General features: G+C 59.4%; 14 protein-coding genes. 5 read left to right on the forward strand and 9 right to left on the reverse strand.

Annotated features, from left to right (window positions below; all coding sequences use genetic code 11):
- On the forward strand, positions 1-438 hold a 438-nt coding region (locus YU9_RS41655; protein ID WP_036017389.1), incomplete at its 5' end, for a DUF4082 domain-containing protein.
- 227 nt (positions 439-665) lie between these two features.
- Here YU9_RS41655 and YU9_RS0117135 read toward each other — a convergent pair.
- The 8 genes from YU9_RS0117135 to rfbC all read right to left on the reverse strand — a co-directional run bounded on the left by YU9_RS0117135 (position 666) and on the right by rfbC (position 8,840).
- The gene (locus tag YU9_RS0117135; RefSeq protein ID WP_051380414.1) at positions 666-2,090 is read right to left on the reverse strand and encodes an HlyD family type I secretion periplasmic adaptor subunit; all 1,425 of its coding nucleotides are present in this window, start codon (positions 2,088-2,090) and stop codon (positions 666-668) included.
- Entirely contained in the window at positions 2,087-4,309 is a 2,223-nt protein-coding gene (locus YU9_RS0117140) for a peptidase domain-containing ABC transporter (RefSeq protein ID WP_084298977.1), read from the reverse strand. Before YU9_RS0117140 ends, YU9_RS0117135 begins: the two co-directional genes overlap by 4 nt.
- The gene (locus YU9_RS0117145) at positions 4,287-4,622 is read right to left on the reverse strand and encodes a hypothetical protein (RefSeq protein WP_027573959.1); all 336 of its coding nucleotides are present in this window, start codon (positions 4,620-4,622) and stop codon (positions 4,287-4,289) included. Before YU9_RS0117145 ends, YU9_RS0117140 begins: the two co-directional genes overlap by 23 nt.
- Entirely contained in the window at positions 4,556-5,311 is a 756-nt protein-coding gene (locus YU9_RS51080; protein ID WP_371259162.1) for a DUF4082 domain-containing protein, read from the reverse strand. Before YU9_RS51080 ends, YU9_RS0117145 begins: the two co-directional genes overlap by 67 nt.
- A gap of 93 nt (positions 5,312-5,404) precedes the next feature.
- Positions 5,405-6,307, reverse strand: a complete 903-nt coding sequence (rfbA, locus tag YU9_RS0117150) for a glucose-1-phosphate thymidylyltransferase RfbA (protein WP_027573960.1) — start codon at positions 6,305-6,307, stop codon at positions 5,405-5,407.
- Positions 6,216-7,205, reverse strand: a complete 990-nt coding sequence (gene rfbD / locus YU9_RS41660; RefSeq protein ID WP_036017391.1) for a dTDP-4-dehydrorhamnose reductase — start codon at positions 7,203-7,205, stop codon at positions 6,216-6,218. Before rfbD ends, rfbA begins: the two co-directional genes overlap by 92 nt.
- Before the next feature lie 8 nt (positions 7,206-7,213).
- Entirely contained in the window at positions 7,214-8,272 is a 1,059-nt protein-coding gene (gene rfbB / locus YU9_RS0117160) for a dTDP-glucose 4,6-dehydratase (protein ID WP_027573961.1), read from the reverse strand.
- 10 nt (positions 8,273-8,282) lie between these two features.
- Complete coding sequence (gene rfbC, locus YU9_RS0117165) at positions 8,283-8,840, reverse strand: dTDP-4-dehydrorhamnose 3,5-epimerase (protein ID WP_027573962.1); 558 nt, start codon at positions 8,838-8,840, stop codon at positions 8,283-8,285.
- A 305-nt stretch (positions 8,841-9,145) separates the two neighbouring features.
- Between rfbC and YU9_RS0117170 the strand changes: the two genes are divergently transcribed.
- From YU9_RS0117170 to YU9_RS0117180, 3 genes are all read left to right on the forward strand, one after another.
- Entirely contained in the window at positions 9,146-11,476 is a 2,331-nt protein-coding gene (locus YU9_RS0117170; RefSeq protein ID WP_027573963.1) for an AAA family ATPase, read from the forward strand.
- Between the two features lie 94 nt (positions 11,477-11,570).
- Positions 11,571-13,670, forward strand: coding sequence for a hypothetical protein (locus YU9_RS41665; protein ID WP_051380415.1), 2,100 nt, complete (start codon positions 11,571-11,573; stop codon positions 13,668-13,670).
- 151 nt (positions 13,671-13,821) lie between these two features.
- The gene (locus YU9_RS0117180; protein WP_027573964.1) at positions 13,822-15,288 is read left to right on the forward strand and encodes an exopolysaccharide biosynthesis polyprenyl glycosylphosphotransferase; all 1,467 of its coding nucleotides are present in this window, start codon (positions 13,822-13,824) and stop codon (positions 15,286-15,288) included.
- Between the two features lie 54 nt (positions 15,289-15,342).
- Here YU9_RS0117180 and YU9_RS0117185 read toward each other — a convergent pair whose 3' ends face one another.
- Complete coding sequence (locus YU9_RS0117185; RefSeq protein WP_027573965.1) at positions 15,343-15,711, reverse strand: H-NS family nucleoid-associated regulatory protein; 369 nt, start codon at positions 15,709-15,711, stop codon at positions 15,343-15,345.
- 725 nt (positions 15,712-16,436) lie between these two features.
- Between YU9_RS0117185 and YU9_RS0117190 the strand changes: the two genes are divergently transcribed.
- On the forward strand, positions 16,437-16,814 hold the full coding sequence (locus YU9_RS0117190; RefSeq protein ID WP_027573966.1) for an H-NS family nucleoid-associated regulatory protein: 378 nt from the start codon (positions 16,437-16,439) through the stop codon (positions 16,812-16,814).
- Positions 16,815-16,818: the final 4 nt, after the last annotated feature.

Raw genomic sequence — 16,818 nt, forward strand, 5'->3', positions numbered from 1 at the left:
GAGGTCGGCGTGAAGTTTACCTCGTCGTCTGCCGGCCAGATCACCGCGCTGAAGTTCTACCGCAGCCCGGGCGACACCGGCACGGATCTGCTCGACCTCTGGAGCGCGACCGGCACCAAGCTCGCCAGCGCCACCTTCACCAACACCACGGCGACCGGCTGGCAGACCGTGACGCTGGCAACGCCGGTCTCGATCGCCGCCAACACGACTTATATCGCCTCGTATCACACGAGCGGAGCTTATGTCGTGACCCCCAATTTCTTCACCAATGATTTCACCAGCGGCCCGCTGACCGCGCCGTCCTCCGCCTCGATTTCAGGAGGCAACGGGGTCTATGCGTATGGAGGAACCGACACCGCCGGGCTGTTCCCCTCGAATACCTTCAGTGCAAGCAATTACTACGCCGACGTGGTATTCAGACCGCAACTCGCAGCATAAGAGGGTGGGATGATTGTGCCCTCCCCGACAGGGCTTGAGCAGGTCGAAAACCGGCACGACCTGTAGGGCAAAAACCCCGTCGCGCGCAATCAATAGTCGGAGATGAGGCGCGTAGGATTTCGTGGGCCGGCCGAAGTGGGGAGCAGTTTTCCAGATCTTGATTTGTTCATGTAGAGAGTCGGAAGAACGCGAAACGGCATTGGCAGAACGGTGGATGCATGGAATGCTTAGTATTCCCTGATGCTTTCATCCAGTCCACGAAGCAGCGGATAGATAAAATAGGAAATGACCGTGCGCTTCCCGACCTTCATCTCGGCCGTGACCGCCATGCCGGGGATTAGCTGCACGCGCTCGGGCTGCAGCCGAAGGTGCGTGTCCGACAAATCGACCAGCACGCGATAATAGGGCGTCGATGCCCGGCGCGCACCTTCGGCCTTCGGGTCCGGCAGGAAGGAGTCCTGACTGATCACGCGAACTCCTCCCGACGCGGTCCCGTACTTCTGGAATGGAAACGCCTCGAATTTGATCCTGACGGATTGTCCAACCGACACCTGGCCGATATCCCTGCCTTCGACATTGACCTCGGCCTGGAGCGGCACATCGCGCGCGACCAGTACGAACAGCGTCTCGGCCTCGCGGACCACCGACCCAACCGTCCGGTTGGCAATGTCCAGTACCACCGCGTCGGCCGGCGCCTGCAGCACGATCAACTGCCGGCGAAGTTCGGCTTTCTTTAATTCCTCCGCGGCGCTGTTCCGCTTTGCCAGAATCTCCAGCAGCTCCTGAAAGGTCGTGCGCCGAAAATCCTCGGCAAAGAACTTCTGATCAGCACGAGCCTTGTCCAGCCGGTGCGTGCTGTCAGCGATATTGCCGCGAACGCGCGCCAGGTTGCTCTCAACCTCGAGCCGCGCATCACGGGACAGTAGGAAGTTCAGCCTCGAACCGACTTGCCTGTCCATCAGCGTGTTACGCATGGTCTCAATCGATTGCATCGTGTCGAGGCGCTGAACGAGGACAGGCTCTTCATTTTGTGCCGTCCTCAGGTTGGCTTGAGCGGAAGCGATCTGCGCGTCGTAATTTTGATTCTGGGCATCGTAGGCAGCCTTCCTCTGCAAGTACATCTTGCGCTGCAGATCTTGATCCGTACTCGAGCTATCATCGACCACATAGTCCGCTCCGTCCAACTCCGCGCGTAGCCGATCGATGGATGCATCGAAGGCTGCGACTCGACTTCGCAACTGATCGAGATCAGCCTGCGAGAATGTCGGATCGAGCGTCGCCAACAGGTCACCGCGGTTGACGCGATCGCCGGGCTTGACGTGAATCTCCCGGATCACGGAAGTTTCCAACGGCTGTACGACGATGTTGGGGCGCAGGGTGATCAGTTTCCCCTGCGCCGTGACGATCATGTCCACCTGCGATGCCGATGCCCACACAACCGCGACAACAATCAGCGCAAGCACGCTATACAGCGTGAGCCGCGCGACGCGCGGCGGCGTCTGCTGCTCAATCTCGACCGCATCGGACTGGAATTCGGCGATGATCCGCCGGTGTCGCGAGATGCGGCTCGAAAGCCTCGTCCGTCGTTCGACCCTGGGAGACGCCAGGCTATCCAGCTTCGCTTGGACGCGTGGTTTCTCTATCGTAGTCATGTGATGTGCTTCATCTGCTGATTCCAGAGATGCCGGTAAATCGTGCACTTGGACAACAGGCGATCGTGATGGTCCACATCGAGGATCCGGCCGCGGTCCATCACCAATATTTGGTTCGCTCCCGCCAACATCGAGAGGCGGTGCGAGACTAAGATGACGGTTCGCCCCGCCGCCAAGCGCCGAAGATTGCGCTTGATAATCATTTCGCTCTCGGAATCGAGTGCGCTTGTCGCCTCGTCGAAAATCAAGATCCGTGGGTTGAGAATGAGAGCTCTCGCGATCGCAAGCCGCTGCTTCTGCCCGCCAGACAGATTCGAAGCATCCTCCTCCAAGAGCGTATCAAAGCCGCGTGGCAACCGTTCGATGAACTCGTCGGCTCCCGCCAGTTGGGCCGCGTTCACGACCTCGGCGAAGGTCGCATCGGTCTTCACGCAGGCGATGTTTTCGCGAATCGTGCCGCGAAACAGGAAATTGTCTTGCAAGACGATTCCAAGATTCCGGCGGAGATGCGCGAGGTCGAGCTCCCTCGAGTCATATCCGTCTATGCGGAGCAATCCCTGCTGTACCGGATACATTCCCGAAATCAGGCGTGTCAGCGTTGTCTTGCCGGAGCCGCTCCGGCCAACGATCCCGAAGATCGAACCCGGGTCAACGGAGAAGGAGACATTATCGAGCGCCCGTGCGCCCTCTGGTCCGTAGCGGAACGAGACATTCTCGAACTCGATCTTGCCAGCGAAGTCGGGCCGCAGCCCGTCCTTCTTGCCGTCACGTTCCGGTTTCTGGTTCATCACCTCGCCGAGCATTGCGACCGCGAGGGCGACTTCCTGATATTCGTGCACCATGGTCACGAGTTGGACCAGCGGTCCAGAGACCCGCCCTGCCAACATATTGAACGCAACCAACGCGCCAATCGTCATTTCGCCATTGAACACGTCAAGCGCCCCCAACACGATAATCCCCAGGGTCATCATCTTCTCGAGAAATCCGGTGACCGCCTGGGCGCTCGCCGAAATCTTCTCAACCCCAAACCGCATGGAGACAGACTGCGCACAGCGATCATTCCAAACCTGGCTCTGCAACGGCTCCATCGCCAGCGACTTCACTGTGCGCATGCCGTGAATGGTTTCGACGAGGAGAGCCTGACGCGCGCCTTCCGCCTGGTATAGATCATAAAGACGCCGCCGGAATGGTCCCATCAGCAAGGCGACGACGGCTCCGGTGATGCCGGTAAAGATCAGAACCACACCTGTCAGTCTGATGCTGTACAGTGCGAGCACCGGCAAAAAGACGAATAACGATAGCGTGTCCAGCGTGGTCAGGAACAGCCGTCCGGTCAAGAACTCGCGGATCCGGGCTGCCTGCTGCATATGCTTCACCAGGACGCCGGCTGAGATATGCTCGAAGAAGGTCACCGGCAGGCCGACAAGATGGCCGAACGTCTTGGTCGCGACCCGGATGTCGACTCTGTTGGTCGCATAGAGCAGTAGATATCGTCGCAGAAAGCCAAATATCGCATCGAAGGCGAGCGCAGTGCCCGCGCCGGCGGCGAGCACGTACAGAGTGGTGAAGCTCTCGTGAACCAGAACCTTATCGATAACGAGCTGAAAGAAGATCGGAAGGGCCAGCCCCAGCGCATAGAGCAGAACGGCGGCTATCGCGACGTCGCCGAACAGCCGCCATTGACGAAACAGTTCGGGAACGAACCAACGGAGCCCGAACGCCGTGCGGTTTTCAAATGTACGCTCGCGCTTGATCAGTATCGCGTCTCCGCCCCATCTGGCGCAGAACCGGTCTCTGTCGACGACCAGAGGCTCGTCATGACGCTCGGCGAGCGGATCGGAGATGCCAACGGCCTCCACCCCATCGGGTCCCTGCCCTGCACCAAGCACGAGAACCCAATTCTCGTTGTTGAGCCGAATGAGAGCCGGATATGCCTCCCCCAAACGAAATAGCTCTTCCCAATTGAGGTGCGTGGCTCGCGCGCGCAGGCCTGCATCCTTTGCCATGCGCAGCAGGAGGTTGATTGAGAGCGGAGTCCCGTCGACAGCGTAGGAGTGGCGGAGGCGCTCGGTGGGAAGATCGATGCCATGATAGGCGGCGACTTTGGCGAGACATTCCAGTGCCGTGTGGGCCGCCGAGCGCGGCGTTTCGTCGGGTGCCGCGACACATGCCTGCACGCTCACGGGGCTTTCGCCTTCAACGGAAATTGGTCGAGACATTCGGAGACCGCGGGCTGTTCAGATCGGACATATCGCGCTCGGGTGACGAACCGGTATGCGGCATTGCAGTCGGCTGCCTCGGCTGGTTGCGCCGGACCGCGCCGGCGTCGACCAATCCTTGAAGGGCGTTCTGCATCACCTCGACGGAGTTTGCGAACGACTCCACCGAGAAGATGAGCCGCTGACGGAACACCTTTTTGGGGGCGTTGTTGGCGTCTCGCTCCGTGGGCGAAAGACTAACCAGGTCTACACGTACAATCGAACCGCCAACCGTGATCTCGTCCACTCCGTCGGTATAGATTTCGGCGTGCATCTCACGACTCCTGTGCTGCCAGTTGCGCCTGAAAAGGACGGTCGACCCTGTAGCTGGTCGAATTGAATGTGCTGGTCGGCAACAGGCTGCCGGTCCCGTACGCGTAGACGCCGTTGCCCCCACTGGACGCGGACGAGGGGGGCCGTCAGCGGCCCGTTGGTGACGGAGCTGGCAAACAGTTTCAGATCGGCCGAGTAGTTTCCGGCGGCGTGGTAGGATGCGATGTAAGTGGTCCCCGCCGTAATCGTGACCGGCGTTGCGAAATTGACCTGTTGCCAACCGATCGTCCCGGTCGTCGAACCGACGCTAACGCCGAAGCTCCACACTTGGGCACCGGTTCGGGTACACACCGGATCGCGCCGGCCGGGAGGCGTCACAAAGCTCCTCGCGCTCGACAGCGGAATCTGCAATGCCCCGACAGCGAGACCATGCGCGCCACTGAAACCTGTGCGCAACTGCAAAGAACTTGCGCCCAGATCCCAATTTGCGCCGGCAGTTGCGTCGGCCTGGAGTTCCGAACTGCTAGCTGGCAGTTCTGCGCAAGGAGCAAGCCACCACGCCGGCAGATTGCTCCGAAAGATTGCGTCCCAGATGGGTAAGCGGCCCAAGATGGGGTTCGTCTGGCCAAAATCACCTTCTTCCAAAGGGAGAGGCCCTCGGTAAAAGACGCTCGGCCTTTGCTTCAGCATGGCCAGTCCCCAAAATCTACTTCAGAAATATATTTAATTTAACAGTAATACGCCGGTCAATTCAATGCAGCAACGTTTTAACGTTCGTTTAAGTTAAGGGTCGATCCTGAGGACGGACTCGGCGCTCGGGAGCCGCAGGATGTCACTGAGATAGCTGCCATACCCGCTCTTCTCCAGCGGCCGGATCAGCGCGAGAACCTGGTCTCGATCGATGAAGCCCTGTCGGAAGGCGATCTCCTCAAGACAAGCCACCTTCATGCCCTGCCGCTTTTCGAGGGTTTGCACGAACGTCCCCGCTTCGATAAGCGACTCGACCGTGCCAGTGTCCAACCAGGCGAACCCCCTCCCCATGCGCTCGACGTGGAGAGCGCCGGCAGAGAGATAACGCAGCTGCAGATCGGTGATCTCGAGTTCTCCGCGCGGCGACGGTTCGACACGGCGGGCAAACCGCACAACGCGGTTGTCAAAGAAATAAAGACCGGTGATCGCCCAATTGGACCTCGGTTTATTGGGCTTCTCTTCGATTCGGATCGGGCGATCCGCATCATCAAAGGTAATAACGCCGTATCTTTCCGGATCGCGGACGTGATAAGCGAAGACCGTAGCGCCTTCCTCGCGTGCCGCGGCCCTGGCGAGCAGTTCACGCAAGCCGCCGCCGAAAAAGATGTTGTCTCCGAGTACCATCGCTACGCGGTCGCTGCCAATGAAATCAGCACCGACGATGAACGCCTCCGCAAGTCCCGCCGGACGGACTTGCTCCGCATAGCTGAGGCGGATGCCCCACTGGCTTCCGTTCCCGAGCAAACGCTCAAACTGGCAGCGATCTGCCGGCGTCGTGATGACCAGGATCTCGCGGATGCCTGCGAGCATCAGCGTCGACAAGGGATAATAGATCATCGGCTTGTCATAGATGGGTAACAACTGCTTGCTGACCACACGTGTGATCGGGTAGAGCCGCGTTCCGCTGCCGCCAGCCAGGACGATTCCCTTCAGCATCGGTGTCTCCTCTTCCGACAAGTTGGTCGAGACAGGTTTCGAGAGAGTGGCGCCAGGCCGGCAATCGAATTCCAAACACGCGTTCCGCTTTGGACGAGTCCAGGCGCGAGTTCACAGGCCTGCGTGCGGCGCACGGATATTGCTCCGTCGTGATCGCTTCCAGCAGCGGTGGCCGCATCCCACGACGGGACAAACCGTCGAAGATTGCTTCGGCAAAGCCGTGCCAGCTCGTTGTCCCTTGGCCGGCCACGTGAAAGATGCCGGCTGCGATGCGTCGGTCATCGGTGAGTGACCGCTCTGCAATCTGCAGGAGCGCTGCTGCCAGCTCCGCCGCCGACGTCGGACTTCCATGTTGATCGCAAACGACCCTTACGACCGGGCGCGTTTCGGCCAGCCGCAACATTGTCCGAACGAAGTTGCTGCCTGTTGAGCTGTAGATCCAGGACGACCTGACGACGGTCGCGAGGGGATGCGCCGCCAATACGGCCGCCTCGCCGGCCAGCTTTGACGCGCCGTATGTGTTCAACGGCGCCGGCACGTCGGCCTCGTCGTAAGCCTCGCACTTGGCGCCGTCGAAGACATAGTCGGTCGATAAATGTACAAATGGAATGTTTCTCTGCCATGCGACATCCGCCAACGCAGCCGCACCGTCGCGGTTGATGCCGAAGGCTTTTCCGACTTCGGACTCCGCCAGATCCACGGCCGTATAGGCCGCGGCATTAATGATCATGCAGGGGGCGACCGAGGCGACCGTCCTGTCGATCCCGTCCCGGATCTCGAGATCGAGCTCCTCACGGCCGAGGGCCACCGCAGGCAGGCTGCGAAGCGCGGCGAGATCACGAAGACAGCTGCTCAATTGGCCATTTCGACCAGCAATCAGGATCGGTCGTTCGATCATTGGCAACCTCAGTGTTGAGTGGCTGGGAGGCCAAGACGGGAGCCGTCGTAGACTATATCGCGAGCCCGTGCCCACCAAGCGCCGCTGGCCAGATACCATTCCACCGTGTCGGCGAGACCTTGTTCGAAGCTTCGGGTCGGCTGCCATCCCAGCTCGCTGCGAGCTTTGGATGCATCGATCGCGTAACGTGCGTCGTGTCCTGGACGGTCCGGCACAAACGAGATCAACGATCGCCTCGCTGCCGGCCCTGGACGCAAGCGATCAAGCACGTCACAAATCTGGGTGACGACCTGCAGGTTTGAGCGTTCGCTGTCGCCGCCGAAATTGTACTTCTCTCCGGCCCTGCCTTTGAATAGCAGACTGATCAGGCCCGTTGCGTGATCCTCGACATGCAGCCAATCGCGCACATTGCTGCCGTTGCCATAGACAGGCAACGACTTGTACTCAATCGCGTTGAGAATCGTCAGCGGAATGAGCTTTTCCGGGAATTGGAACGGTCCGTAGTTGTTCGAACAGTTCGACACGATCACCGGCAAACCATAGGTCTTGTACCAGGCGAGCGCGAGGTGGTCCGAGGCGGCTTTGCTCGCCGAATAGGGTGAACTCGGCCGATAAGGGGTATCTTCCCGGAAGCAGTCGAGCGGCCCCAATGAACCATAAACCTCGTCCGTCGACACGTGAATGAACCTGAACTGTCTCTGTCTCTGGCTTGAAAGTCCCTCGTAATATCGCCTGGCTGCTTCCAATAGAGTATAGGTGCCGACGATGTTGGTGTTGATGAACGTTGCCGAGCCGGTAATCGACCGATCGACGTGGCTCTCCGCCGCCAAGTGGATGACTGCACTCGGCTCCCATTTGTAGAATAAACGAGTGACCGCCTCCTGATCGCAGATATCGTGCTGCTCAAATCGATAACGGCTGGTACCGTCGATGGATGCTAGCGAGGCCAAATTGGCCGCATAGGTCAACTTGTCGACATTGACGACCGAGGCCTCAACTTCCGCGACCAGTTGGCGACAGACCGCAGACCCGATAAATCCCGCTCCACCCGTCACCAGGACACGCATGACACGTCCTCTATTCAAACACTGAAGCGAGCTGGTCGAAGGTTGGAAGCGCTCGATCCTTCGGCGAAAGTTGGGCCTCTGAGGCCTTTACCGGCCACTCGATCGCCAATTCCGGATCGGCCCAATAGACGCCGCCATCGTGGTCCGGCGAGTAGACCTCATCGACCTTGTAAAAGACCGTGGTTTGAGGCTCGAGCGTGCAGAAGCCGTGAGCGAACCCTTTTGGAACGAGCAACTGCTCGTCACTTTCGCTGTCCAGCTTGACCGAGACGTGCTTGCCGAAGGTCGGCGACCGTCGTCGCAGATCGAGGACCACATCGAGAATCGCCCCCCTCAACACGCGGACGAGCTTGGCCTGCGCGAAGGGAGGCCGCTGGAAGTGCAATCCGCGAACCGTCCCGACCCGCTCGGAGCAGGACTGATTGTCCTGGATGAAATCGTGAGAAATTCCTCTTTCGGCAAAAGCAGAGCGGCGGAACGTCTCGCAGAAATAGCCCCGCGTGTCGGAAAAGCGCTTCGATCGGACCATCTTGACATCCGGAATCGCCAAACTTCGCACTTCCAGCATGACCGCACGCTCCGATACGCAGCCGCTTGACCACTTCGAACCACCCGCCTGATCCTCCCGCTGTCCTCCCATGGGAAACGGGCGTAGCCCGGTTTCGGTTTCGCTCCGCTCGTCCGCCAGGAATATCGGAATTGATCGACGTCAGCCCTTTATTGCAGCCACGTTTAATCCAATCTCCTCTATTAATGCCAACTCCATTTAATTTGCAATATAAATTTATAGTAGTATACTATTTTTAAATGCGCTGCCGCAGGCGTCGGCGGCGTCCTGCTCGCGCGATTGTCGACAGCCGAGAGAATTGTCCGATGCTTCAGACCAATCCGCTCCAGACCGATGGGGCACGTCTCACCACCAAGCAGATTCAGCCGGACCGCCAGGACGGGGCAGGCGTCGGTGAGCTGATCAAATCGACTCTCATCTTTCTACGGCGCCAATATCTCGTGATCATTGTCAGCGCCGCGCTCGCAGCCGCGGCCAGCCTTCTATACCTTCGGCTGGTTCCGCCGAACTATACCGCGCAAGTACAGGTCCTGTTCGAGAATCCGAGGGCGCAATTTCTCCAGAAGCAATCGTTGCTTTCTGAACCCATCGTCGACATGACCCAAATCGAGACCCAATTGCAGATCATCAAGTCACAGGCAACCGCCGTGGCCGTGATCAACAAGTTGAAATTGGCCGATCATCCGGATTTTAAACCATCCCGGCCGTTGCACTCTTGGTTACTGCGCTGGCTCCGCAGATTCGGATCAAATCCCGCCGAAGAGGCACAATCGGCTGCCCCAGACCAGCCCTCAGAAGCCGCAATTGTCAACTTCCTGGATCGCCTGTCCGCAGGGCGCGTCGGCTTTAGCCACGTCATTGAAGTCAACTTCACTTCGAGGGACCCGGTGTTGGCGGCGGAAATCGCGAACGCAATTGCTAAGGCTTATATCAACGACCAGCTTGCCGCAAAATTCGAAGCCAGTCGGACGGCGACAAGCTGGCTGCAGGAGCGCTTACGGAACCTCGGCGAAGAGGCGCTGACCGCCGAACGCGCGGTCGACGCCTACAAGTCCCAGAACAACATTGTCTCTTCCGGCGGAAAGCCGATCGGCGAGCAGCAGATCACCGAGCTTAACACTCGGCTAGCCCAAGCCCGGGCGCAGAGCTCGGAGGCCGCCGCCAAGCTGTCGCGCTACGAAACTCTCCTCGACACCGACCCGGCAAAGCCATCCTCCATCGCCAATCTGGATGCCATCGGCTCGGACGCAATGAACAGTCCGATCATCACCACCTTGCGCCAGCAATATCTCGAACTCGCCAGGCGCGAGTCCGAGCTGACGGCGCGCGTCGGCCGCGATCATTTGGCCGTCGTCAACATCCGAAACCGACTCCGCGAGTTTCGCGCCTCGATCCTTGACGAGGTCAAAAGGCTCTCCGAGATCAGCCGCAGTGAAGCCGAGCTTGCCAAACAGCGGCAGCAGGAAATTGAAAAACAACTGTCGGCTGTGGTTTCGCAATCTCGCCTCACGAACTCGGCAGAGCTGACGATAAAAGACCTGGAAAGCCGCGCCAAGAGCCTGCGGAGCCTCTACGACACCTTCCTTCAGCAGTACATGGGCTCGACGCAGCAAGAGACCTTCCCGATCTCGGAGACCCGGGTCATCTTCCCCGCTTCCGCCGCTCAAACCAAGACCAAGCCGAAAGCGAACGTCGTGCTGAGCTTCGGACTTCTAGGAGGGCTCGCGCTGGGACTGCTCCTCGGTTTCGTGCGAGACGTCATGGACCGCGTTTTCCGCACGTCCTCCCAACTCGAGGCGGCGTTGGAGCTGCCGTGCCTGTCGCTCGTGCCGATCCTGAATTTGCCGCGACAGCAGAGGCCGGCGGCCCGGCTGCAACAAAAGCAGGAAGACACGAACCAACGAATACTTTCGACCGCACCGGACATTCATCGCGCCGTCGTGGGCATGCCTCTCTCTCGATACACAGAGGCCATCCGAGCGATCAAGATTGCGATCGATCATAGCCCGGCGAAGACCCCAAACCAGGTGATTGGCGTGACTTCAGCCCTGCCAAATGAGGGCAAGACCACGATCGCCGCTTCCGTGGCGCAACTCATCGGACACAGCGGGAAGAAGGTGATCATTGTCGACTGCGACCTCCGGAATCCATCGCTCTCGGCCCGTCTCGTCCCCAAGGCTGTGGATGGCATCATCGAAGTCATGAACGGAGATCGCTCACTCGAGGAGGTGATATGGCGGGATCCGAAGACTAATCTTGCCGTTCTTCCGGCCGTTCCGCGCGGGCCCGTGCTTCACTCAAGCGAGATCCTGTCCGACGGCTCGATATGCAAGCTCTTCGATCGCCTGCGGCAAAGCTATGACTATGTCGTTGTCGATCTTCCGCCGCTGAGTCCGCTTGTCGACGTACGGGTCACAGCTCCTCTGATCGATTGTTACGTTCTCGTCGTCGAGTGGGGACGCACGAAGATAGACGTCGTACAGCATGCACTGCACACCGCCCCAACGATCTCGGACGCGCTGATCGGCGCAGTACTGAACAAGACTGACATCAAGGCGATGGGGCGATACGACACCTACCGAAGCGATTATTACGATGACAGTCACTATGTCCGCTATGGCCTTTCGAACTCCTGAGCGGGCTGTCGCCGTGCACCATTACCGTTTGAGTGTTGAAGGGCCCGCCGATCTGAGTCTTCGGAGAAACGCCAAGCCTGAGAGGTGACATTATATGCTCGTCAGGTTCCTGATGCTGGCACTCTTGGTGTCCCTCGCCACGGCCTTTGCAATGCCCGATATCCCGCAAGCGCGAGCTATATGCTCTGTCCTTCTCGCGATGGCGGTGCTGGCAACCGGTGTCTTCGCCTCATCTTCCGCGATCGCGTGCCTGGTACGACGGTTAGGACTCTTTCTCCTCGCCATCCTCGTTGTACCGATAATCTACATGACTCTTCAACTCGCTCCAATTCCTATCCGCGGCTCCGGCAATCCGATATGGGCAACCGCATCGGCGGCATTGAATGTCCCCCTTGCTGAACGGCTCACGGTGGACATCGGCGCAACCGTGCGGGCATTCTTGCATTACGGTACTGCTGTCGCCCTTGCGCTCATCGCGACTGTCGTCGCGCTGGACAGGCAGCGAGCCTGGCAACTCCTCACCATGCTGGTCTCGGTCGCCGCGATCGTCAGTGCGTACTTGCTGATGCGGCAGACGATGGGAGCGGACGGTCTCTCGCCCGGCGACAGTCCGATGCTGGTCGTGACCGGCGCAGTACCGGCAGTGCTGGGCCTGGTGCTGTCTGCAGCGATGACGGCCCGTGCGTTCGAGGAACGCCGCCGGGTCAAGCAACTCTCATTTCGGCTGGCGACGACCCTGTCGTTCGCGCTCCTGGCGACGTTTCTCTGCCTATCGGCGATCCTTGCCAGGGGAGACGGGACGGGAATTGCCATAGCTGCACTGCTCGGAGTGGGAATCGTTCTCGCCGCGTTCGCGATCCAGAACTGGTTCTATGGGGTTTGGGGAATGGCGAGCGTGCTTGCCACGGCTGCAATTCTCCTACTGGCGGCGTTCACCCTGCTGCCGGTGAGGCAGAATACCGATTTCACGATCGCCCTATCCGCGCATAACCCGGCGGCGACGGAACGGATGCTGCAAGATGCCGGCCAAGCGGGGTCTGGTGCAGGAACGTATGTGGCACTGCTGCCGATCCATCGCGATATCGCCGCACCGTCGTTGCGAGAGCGCCCGACGGCTGCTGCGGCCATCGCAATCGAAATGGGCCGCCCCTTTCTGTATGGCCTGTTGACAGTTGCGCTGCTTGGCGCCGCGGCCTTGCTCAGATGTTCCCTGCGGCGAAGGCGTGACTACGTCTACGCGGCCATTGGCTCCGGCGCTGCGACCGCGCTGGCCCTGCTGGCTTTGGTCGAGGACGGTATTCTCGAGTTCGGCGCATCGCTGCTGGCTGCCGCCATGTTCGGACTGGCGGTTGCTCAAAGCCAACGTGATACAGAGACTGCGGCCTTGCCGTTGCAATCGACGCGGCCCGTAAGTGAGCCGGGTCGTGCAGGCCCGACATGTGCGCCAACACGCACATATGGGATGGGCAATGCATTAATGCGTATTGGATTGGGCTCCATCGCAGTCGTCCTGATCGCGCAAACAGTCTGGCTGCTCGCTCAGCCATCGTATCCGGGCGGTTTGCCGGTTGAAGCGCTTGCCGCCAGCCAAGCGGCACGCCAATCCCTTCCGCGGGCACCGGTTCCGAACTCGCTCCGCGGTGACGGCGATTTGCGTCCAGGGAGGCTCACTCCTGCGCCGCAGCCGGCCGCCAATGAAACGGCGACCTCAAGGCCGGAGATCGGAATCGATCCGGCCGCGCCGACCGTATTGGCACGGGCACTGCAGTACTCGCCACTACGAGGTGATCTTTGGCTCATGCTGGCGGCGCTCTCGAGGGAGCAGAGATCAGTCGAATATGACGTCCCGGCCTTGCTGAAACTGTCGTACTACACAGCACCAAACGATTTGGCCTTGCTTGCGCTGCGGCTGACTGTTGCCCTCGGCGATGTCTCGGTCGTAAGCGAGCCCGAACTGCGTGAACTGGTGCAGCGTGACGTCAAGATCGCCCTGACCAAACAGCCCAGTCTCCGCCCCGCTCTCGTTGCGGCTTATCAATCGGCGTCGGCAGAGGGGAAGGGCTTGGTGGACAACCTGATTTCGGAGTGGGATGCAGCCGCTCTTCAAAGCATGCGCAAGGAGATTCGGGTTCCTCAGGCCGGAACGGACTCCCCTCCGTCGAACAGGGCACCGGGCCGCGGGACAGCGCGGTAGTTCCCGAGCTATTCCGCTCGATACGACAGACGACCGAACATATGCGCCAAGCTCGAACCCAAGCTAATGCGGCCGACATTTAAATTTTATTTTCACTTGATAAATTCAATAGATTAATAATAGATTAAATACCGATCCCGAGTGCCTCGCAATGAACTTCGTGAACCGACACCTTCCCATTCAGAATGATACGGCTCGTGTCAGTCTCGAGCCGTCCGTCTCCCGGCGTAAATGGCCCCTGCGTTATGACCGGATCGAACACGTTGCGCTCTGTGCCGATATCGCGACGATTTTGTTCGCGAGCGTCGTCTCCACGTTGCTGTACCGGTTCCAGAACGGCCAGACCGAGGGAGACCACGGCAACGCATTTGGCTTGGCACTGGTCAGCGCAGCTTGTCTGGCTTCTGTGCTGAAGGCTCAAGGCCTCTATCGTCCGATTGAGCTCTTCGTGCTGAAGAACCAGGTTCGTGCCGTCTGCGTGACCTGGGCGTCACTGTTGCTCATGATTTGGGCTGCGTACGGCTTTGCAATTCGCCCTGGCGCATCTCAGGAAGCAGGCCCACTCTTTGCCATCGTCGGCCTGGCGTTACTTGTGGCCGAGCGATGGGGGGTCAGGTCGCTGCTGATAAGGGGTCTGAGCGAAAGAAAATTCGCTAGCACCAATATCGTTCTAATTAGTGACCAACCGCTTTCCAAGCATGCCGGCCTGCCGGAGGCCCTGGCTATGCACGGATATTGCGTCAAGGGACGATTCAGCCTGCCGCCGATCGGCTTCGGGCCTGCCGGTCGAAAGCGGCTCACTTCTCGCGTGATCGACTATATTCGCAACGCCCCGCTAGACCAGGTGGTGGTCGAGGCCAGTCCCGAGCGATGGCCCGAGCTCCGGGCGCTGGTCGCCGATCTCCGGGTATTGCCGTTCCCGATCATGTTCGTGCCCGTCGGCACGACATCCGAACTGCTTCGACATCCGACACGGAGTCTTGGAAGCGCCGTTTGCGTTGAATTACAGCGCGGTCCCCTTAGCTCCTTCGAACGCGCGACCAAGCGGATCATTGATGTTGTCGGTGCGGGGCTCGCGCTGGCGATATCTGCACCGCTGCTTGCGCTGGCTGCAGTCGCAATCAAGCTGGATTCTCCCGGCCCCGTATTCTTCCGACAGCAACGCTGTGGCTTCAATGGCCGGACATTCTTGATCCGCAAATTTCGGACCATGCATGTGCTCGAGGACGGCAACGTGATCGCTCAGGCCACCCCTCTCGACCGACGCGTCACCCGTGTGGGCAAATGGCTGCGTCGGACGAGTTTCGATGAACTGCCGCAACTGCTAAATGTTCTCGAGGGCAGCATGTCGCTGGTGGGCCCGCGTCCGCATGCCCTGGCCCACGACGGACAGTTCAACAAGCTCGTGCGGAACTACGCCTTTCGCCGCAGGGTCAGGCCGGGACTGACCGGATGGGCCCAGGTCCATGGCTGCCGCGGCGCAACGCCCACGGCGCCGATGATCGAAGCACGGGTGCAGTACGATCTCTGGTACATCGACAATTGGAGTCTTCGGCTGGATCTCGCAATCCTGTTGCGAACTCCTATGGAGGTATTGCGGGGGCGCAACGCCTACTAGACCAGATCTCCACGCAAAGCGCCGAGCTGCGCCAGTCCATTGCGCAGCAAGCACTCACGCCCGCTGCCGAAGCTTCGGAGCCGCTTCTCCGATGCGAAACTCCTCGATCCGGCGGCCGGATTTCATGGCAGCAACCAGCCAACGCGGCCGCTTGCCACGTCCCGACCAGGTTTCGGAAGTCTGCGGGTTACGATATTTCGGCAGTACGCGCGGATATTTACGCCTCGGTTTGCCGGTCGAAGAGACGCCCGGCCCGCTTGTTTCGGCTAACGCAGCCATCCCGCCGCCGAGAACCGCCAGGCGCTTCTCCAGTTCCTGCTTTTCCGCCTTGATCCGATCCGACAAAATGCCGCTAATTTCCTCATGAAGCGACCATAGATCATCAAGGGACATCGCTTCTAGTTCGAGCTTCTTGGTCGACATGCTAGCATCCTGTGGTTGCGCCCATTTAATATTGTCCCGGCCGAGTAATCAAGAACCTAAGTGGGTCAGATCCCCAAAAAAATACGTGGAACCGAACAGCAAGTGGTGCTCCACATAACTGCGTCGCCGGTTCCAATCAAGACTGAAAAAAGGATTATCCGCAATTTAATAGCGGCCACAGTAACAGCACGCGCCCTACGTGCACCGACGCCTCGACTCAAGCGAAGAATGGCCCGTTAAGCGGGTCGGGAGATCCATCTGCCACGCCGCCCCCTCGGCGAACACGACCGGCGGGCAAGGCTCCCTTTCTTCGTTGGCAATCCTCCTGAAATCCGCCCGTCGGTCCGCTGCAACCGTGAACTTATGACTGAGATGTCTCTCAGGGCGAGCCGTCGCAGCTGGATTTGCAGCTTCAAAGCCTGGATATCGGTCAATGCCGCCGAGGGAGCGATAAACCGACTGACCGCCGCCTGAAGACGCCCCAACGGGCGGTCGATAATATCCGTTGTTTCTCTTCGAGCTTGCAGCAAGGTTTCCTCACTCACTAATAAATCGATAAAAATAATCCTCGCGATATATATTAAATAATATATTATTTATTTATTATCGCGTCAATTTGAAAGACCAGCCTTGATCTCCTATCTGTTATTCGCCACTCGAAAAACGGTATCGGCGTGAGAGACGACAGGTAGGGAGGGCGTCGGTCTAACGGTGACGGGAATGCGATGCGCAGGCAGGATCTCGAAGCCATGGACTTTGAAGAACTATGGCTCCTCCACGAGGAGCTAACAAAGATTCTTGCCGAAAAGATCACAGCCGAAAAGCGGGAGTTGGAAAAGCGTCTGGCGCAACTCAATCAACCGGATCAACTCGGTGGGGCGGAGGGCGGGGCGACAGAGACGGGCCAGCCTCCCCGCCGCAAATACCCAAAGGTCGTGCCGAAATACTTCAACCCTCTCAAACCGACCGAGACCTGGTCCGGGCGTGGCAAACAGCCGCGCTGGCTGGTCGCCGCACTCCAATCAGGGCACACGCTGGAGGAGTTCAGGATTCGCGAGAACGGCGAAGCGTCCAACCGGAACGCTGGTGGCCACGACCATTGATGGC

The sequence above is a fragment of the Bradyrhizobium sp. WSM1743 genome (genome assembly GCF_000473065.1).
In the GTDB taxonomy this organism is placed as follows: Bacteria; Pseudomonadota; Alphaproteobacteria; order Rhizobiales; family Xanthobacteraceae; genus Bradyrhizobium.

What these genes read in the sequence shown, in the direction of transcription:
- YU9_RS0117135 (WP_051380414.1), bottom strand. Translation starts at nt 2,090, where the DNA reads ATGACTACGATAGAGAAACCACGCGTCCAAGCGAAGCTGGATAGCCTG.
- YU9_RS0117140 (WP_084298977.1), bottom strand. Translation starts at nt 4,309, where the DNA reads ATGTCTCGACCAATTTCCGTTGAAGGCGAAAGCCCCGTGAGCGTGCAG.
- YU9_RS0117145 (WP_027573959.1), bottom strand. Translation starts at nt 4,622, where the DNA reads ATGCACGCCGAAATCTATACCGACGGAGTGGACGAGATCACGGTTGGC.
- YU9_RS51080 (WP_371259162.1), bottom strand. Translation starts at nt 5,311, where the DNA reads ATGCTGAAGCAAAGGCCGAGCGTCTTTTACCGAGGGCCTCTCCCTTTG.
- rfbA (WP_027573960.1), bottom strand. Translation starts at nt 6,307, where the DNA reads ATGCTGAAGGGAATCGTCCTGGCTGGCGGCAGCGGAACGCGGCTCTAC.
- rfbD (WP_036017391.1), bottom strand. Translation starts at nt 7,205, where the DNA reads ATGATCGAACGACCGATCCTGATTGCTGGTCGAAATGGCCAATTGAGC.
- rfbB (WP_027573961.1), bottom strand. Translation starts at nt 8,272, where the DNA reads ATGCGTGTCCTGGTGACGGGTGGAGCGGGATTTATCGGGTCTGCGGTC.
- rfbC (WP_027573962.1), bottom strand. Translation starts at nt 8,840, where the DNA reads ATGCTGGAAGTGCGAAGTTTGGCGATTCCGGATGTCAAGATGGTCCGA.
- YU9_RS0117170 (WP_027573963.1), top strand. Translation starts at nt 9,146, where the DNA reads ATGCTTCAGACCAATCCGCTCCAGACCGATGGGGCACGTCTCACCACC.
- YU9_RS41665 (WP_051380415.1), top strand. Translation starts at nt 11,571, where the DNA reads ATGCTCGTCAGGTTCCTGATGCTGGCACTCTTGGTGTCCCTCGCCACG.
- YU9_RS0117180 (WP_027573964.1), top strand. Translation starts at nt 13,822, where the DNA reads ATGAACTTCGTGAACCGACACCTTCCCATTCAGAATGATACGGCTCGT.
- YU9_RS0117185 (WP_027573965.1), bottom strand. Translation starts at nt 15,711, where the DNA reads ATGTCGACCAAGAAGCTCGAACTAGAAGCGATGTCCCTTGATGATCTA.
- YU9_RS0117190 (WP_027573966.1), top strand. Translation starts at nt 16,437, where the DNA reads ATGCGCAGGCAGGATCTCGAAGCCATGGACTTTGAAGAACTATGGCTC.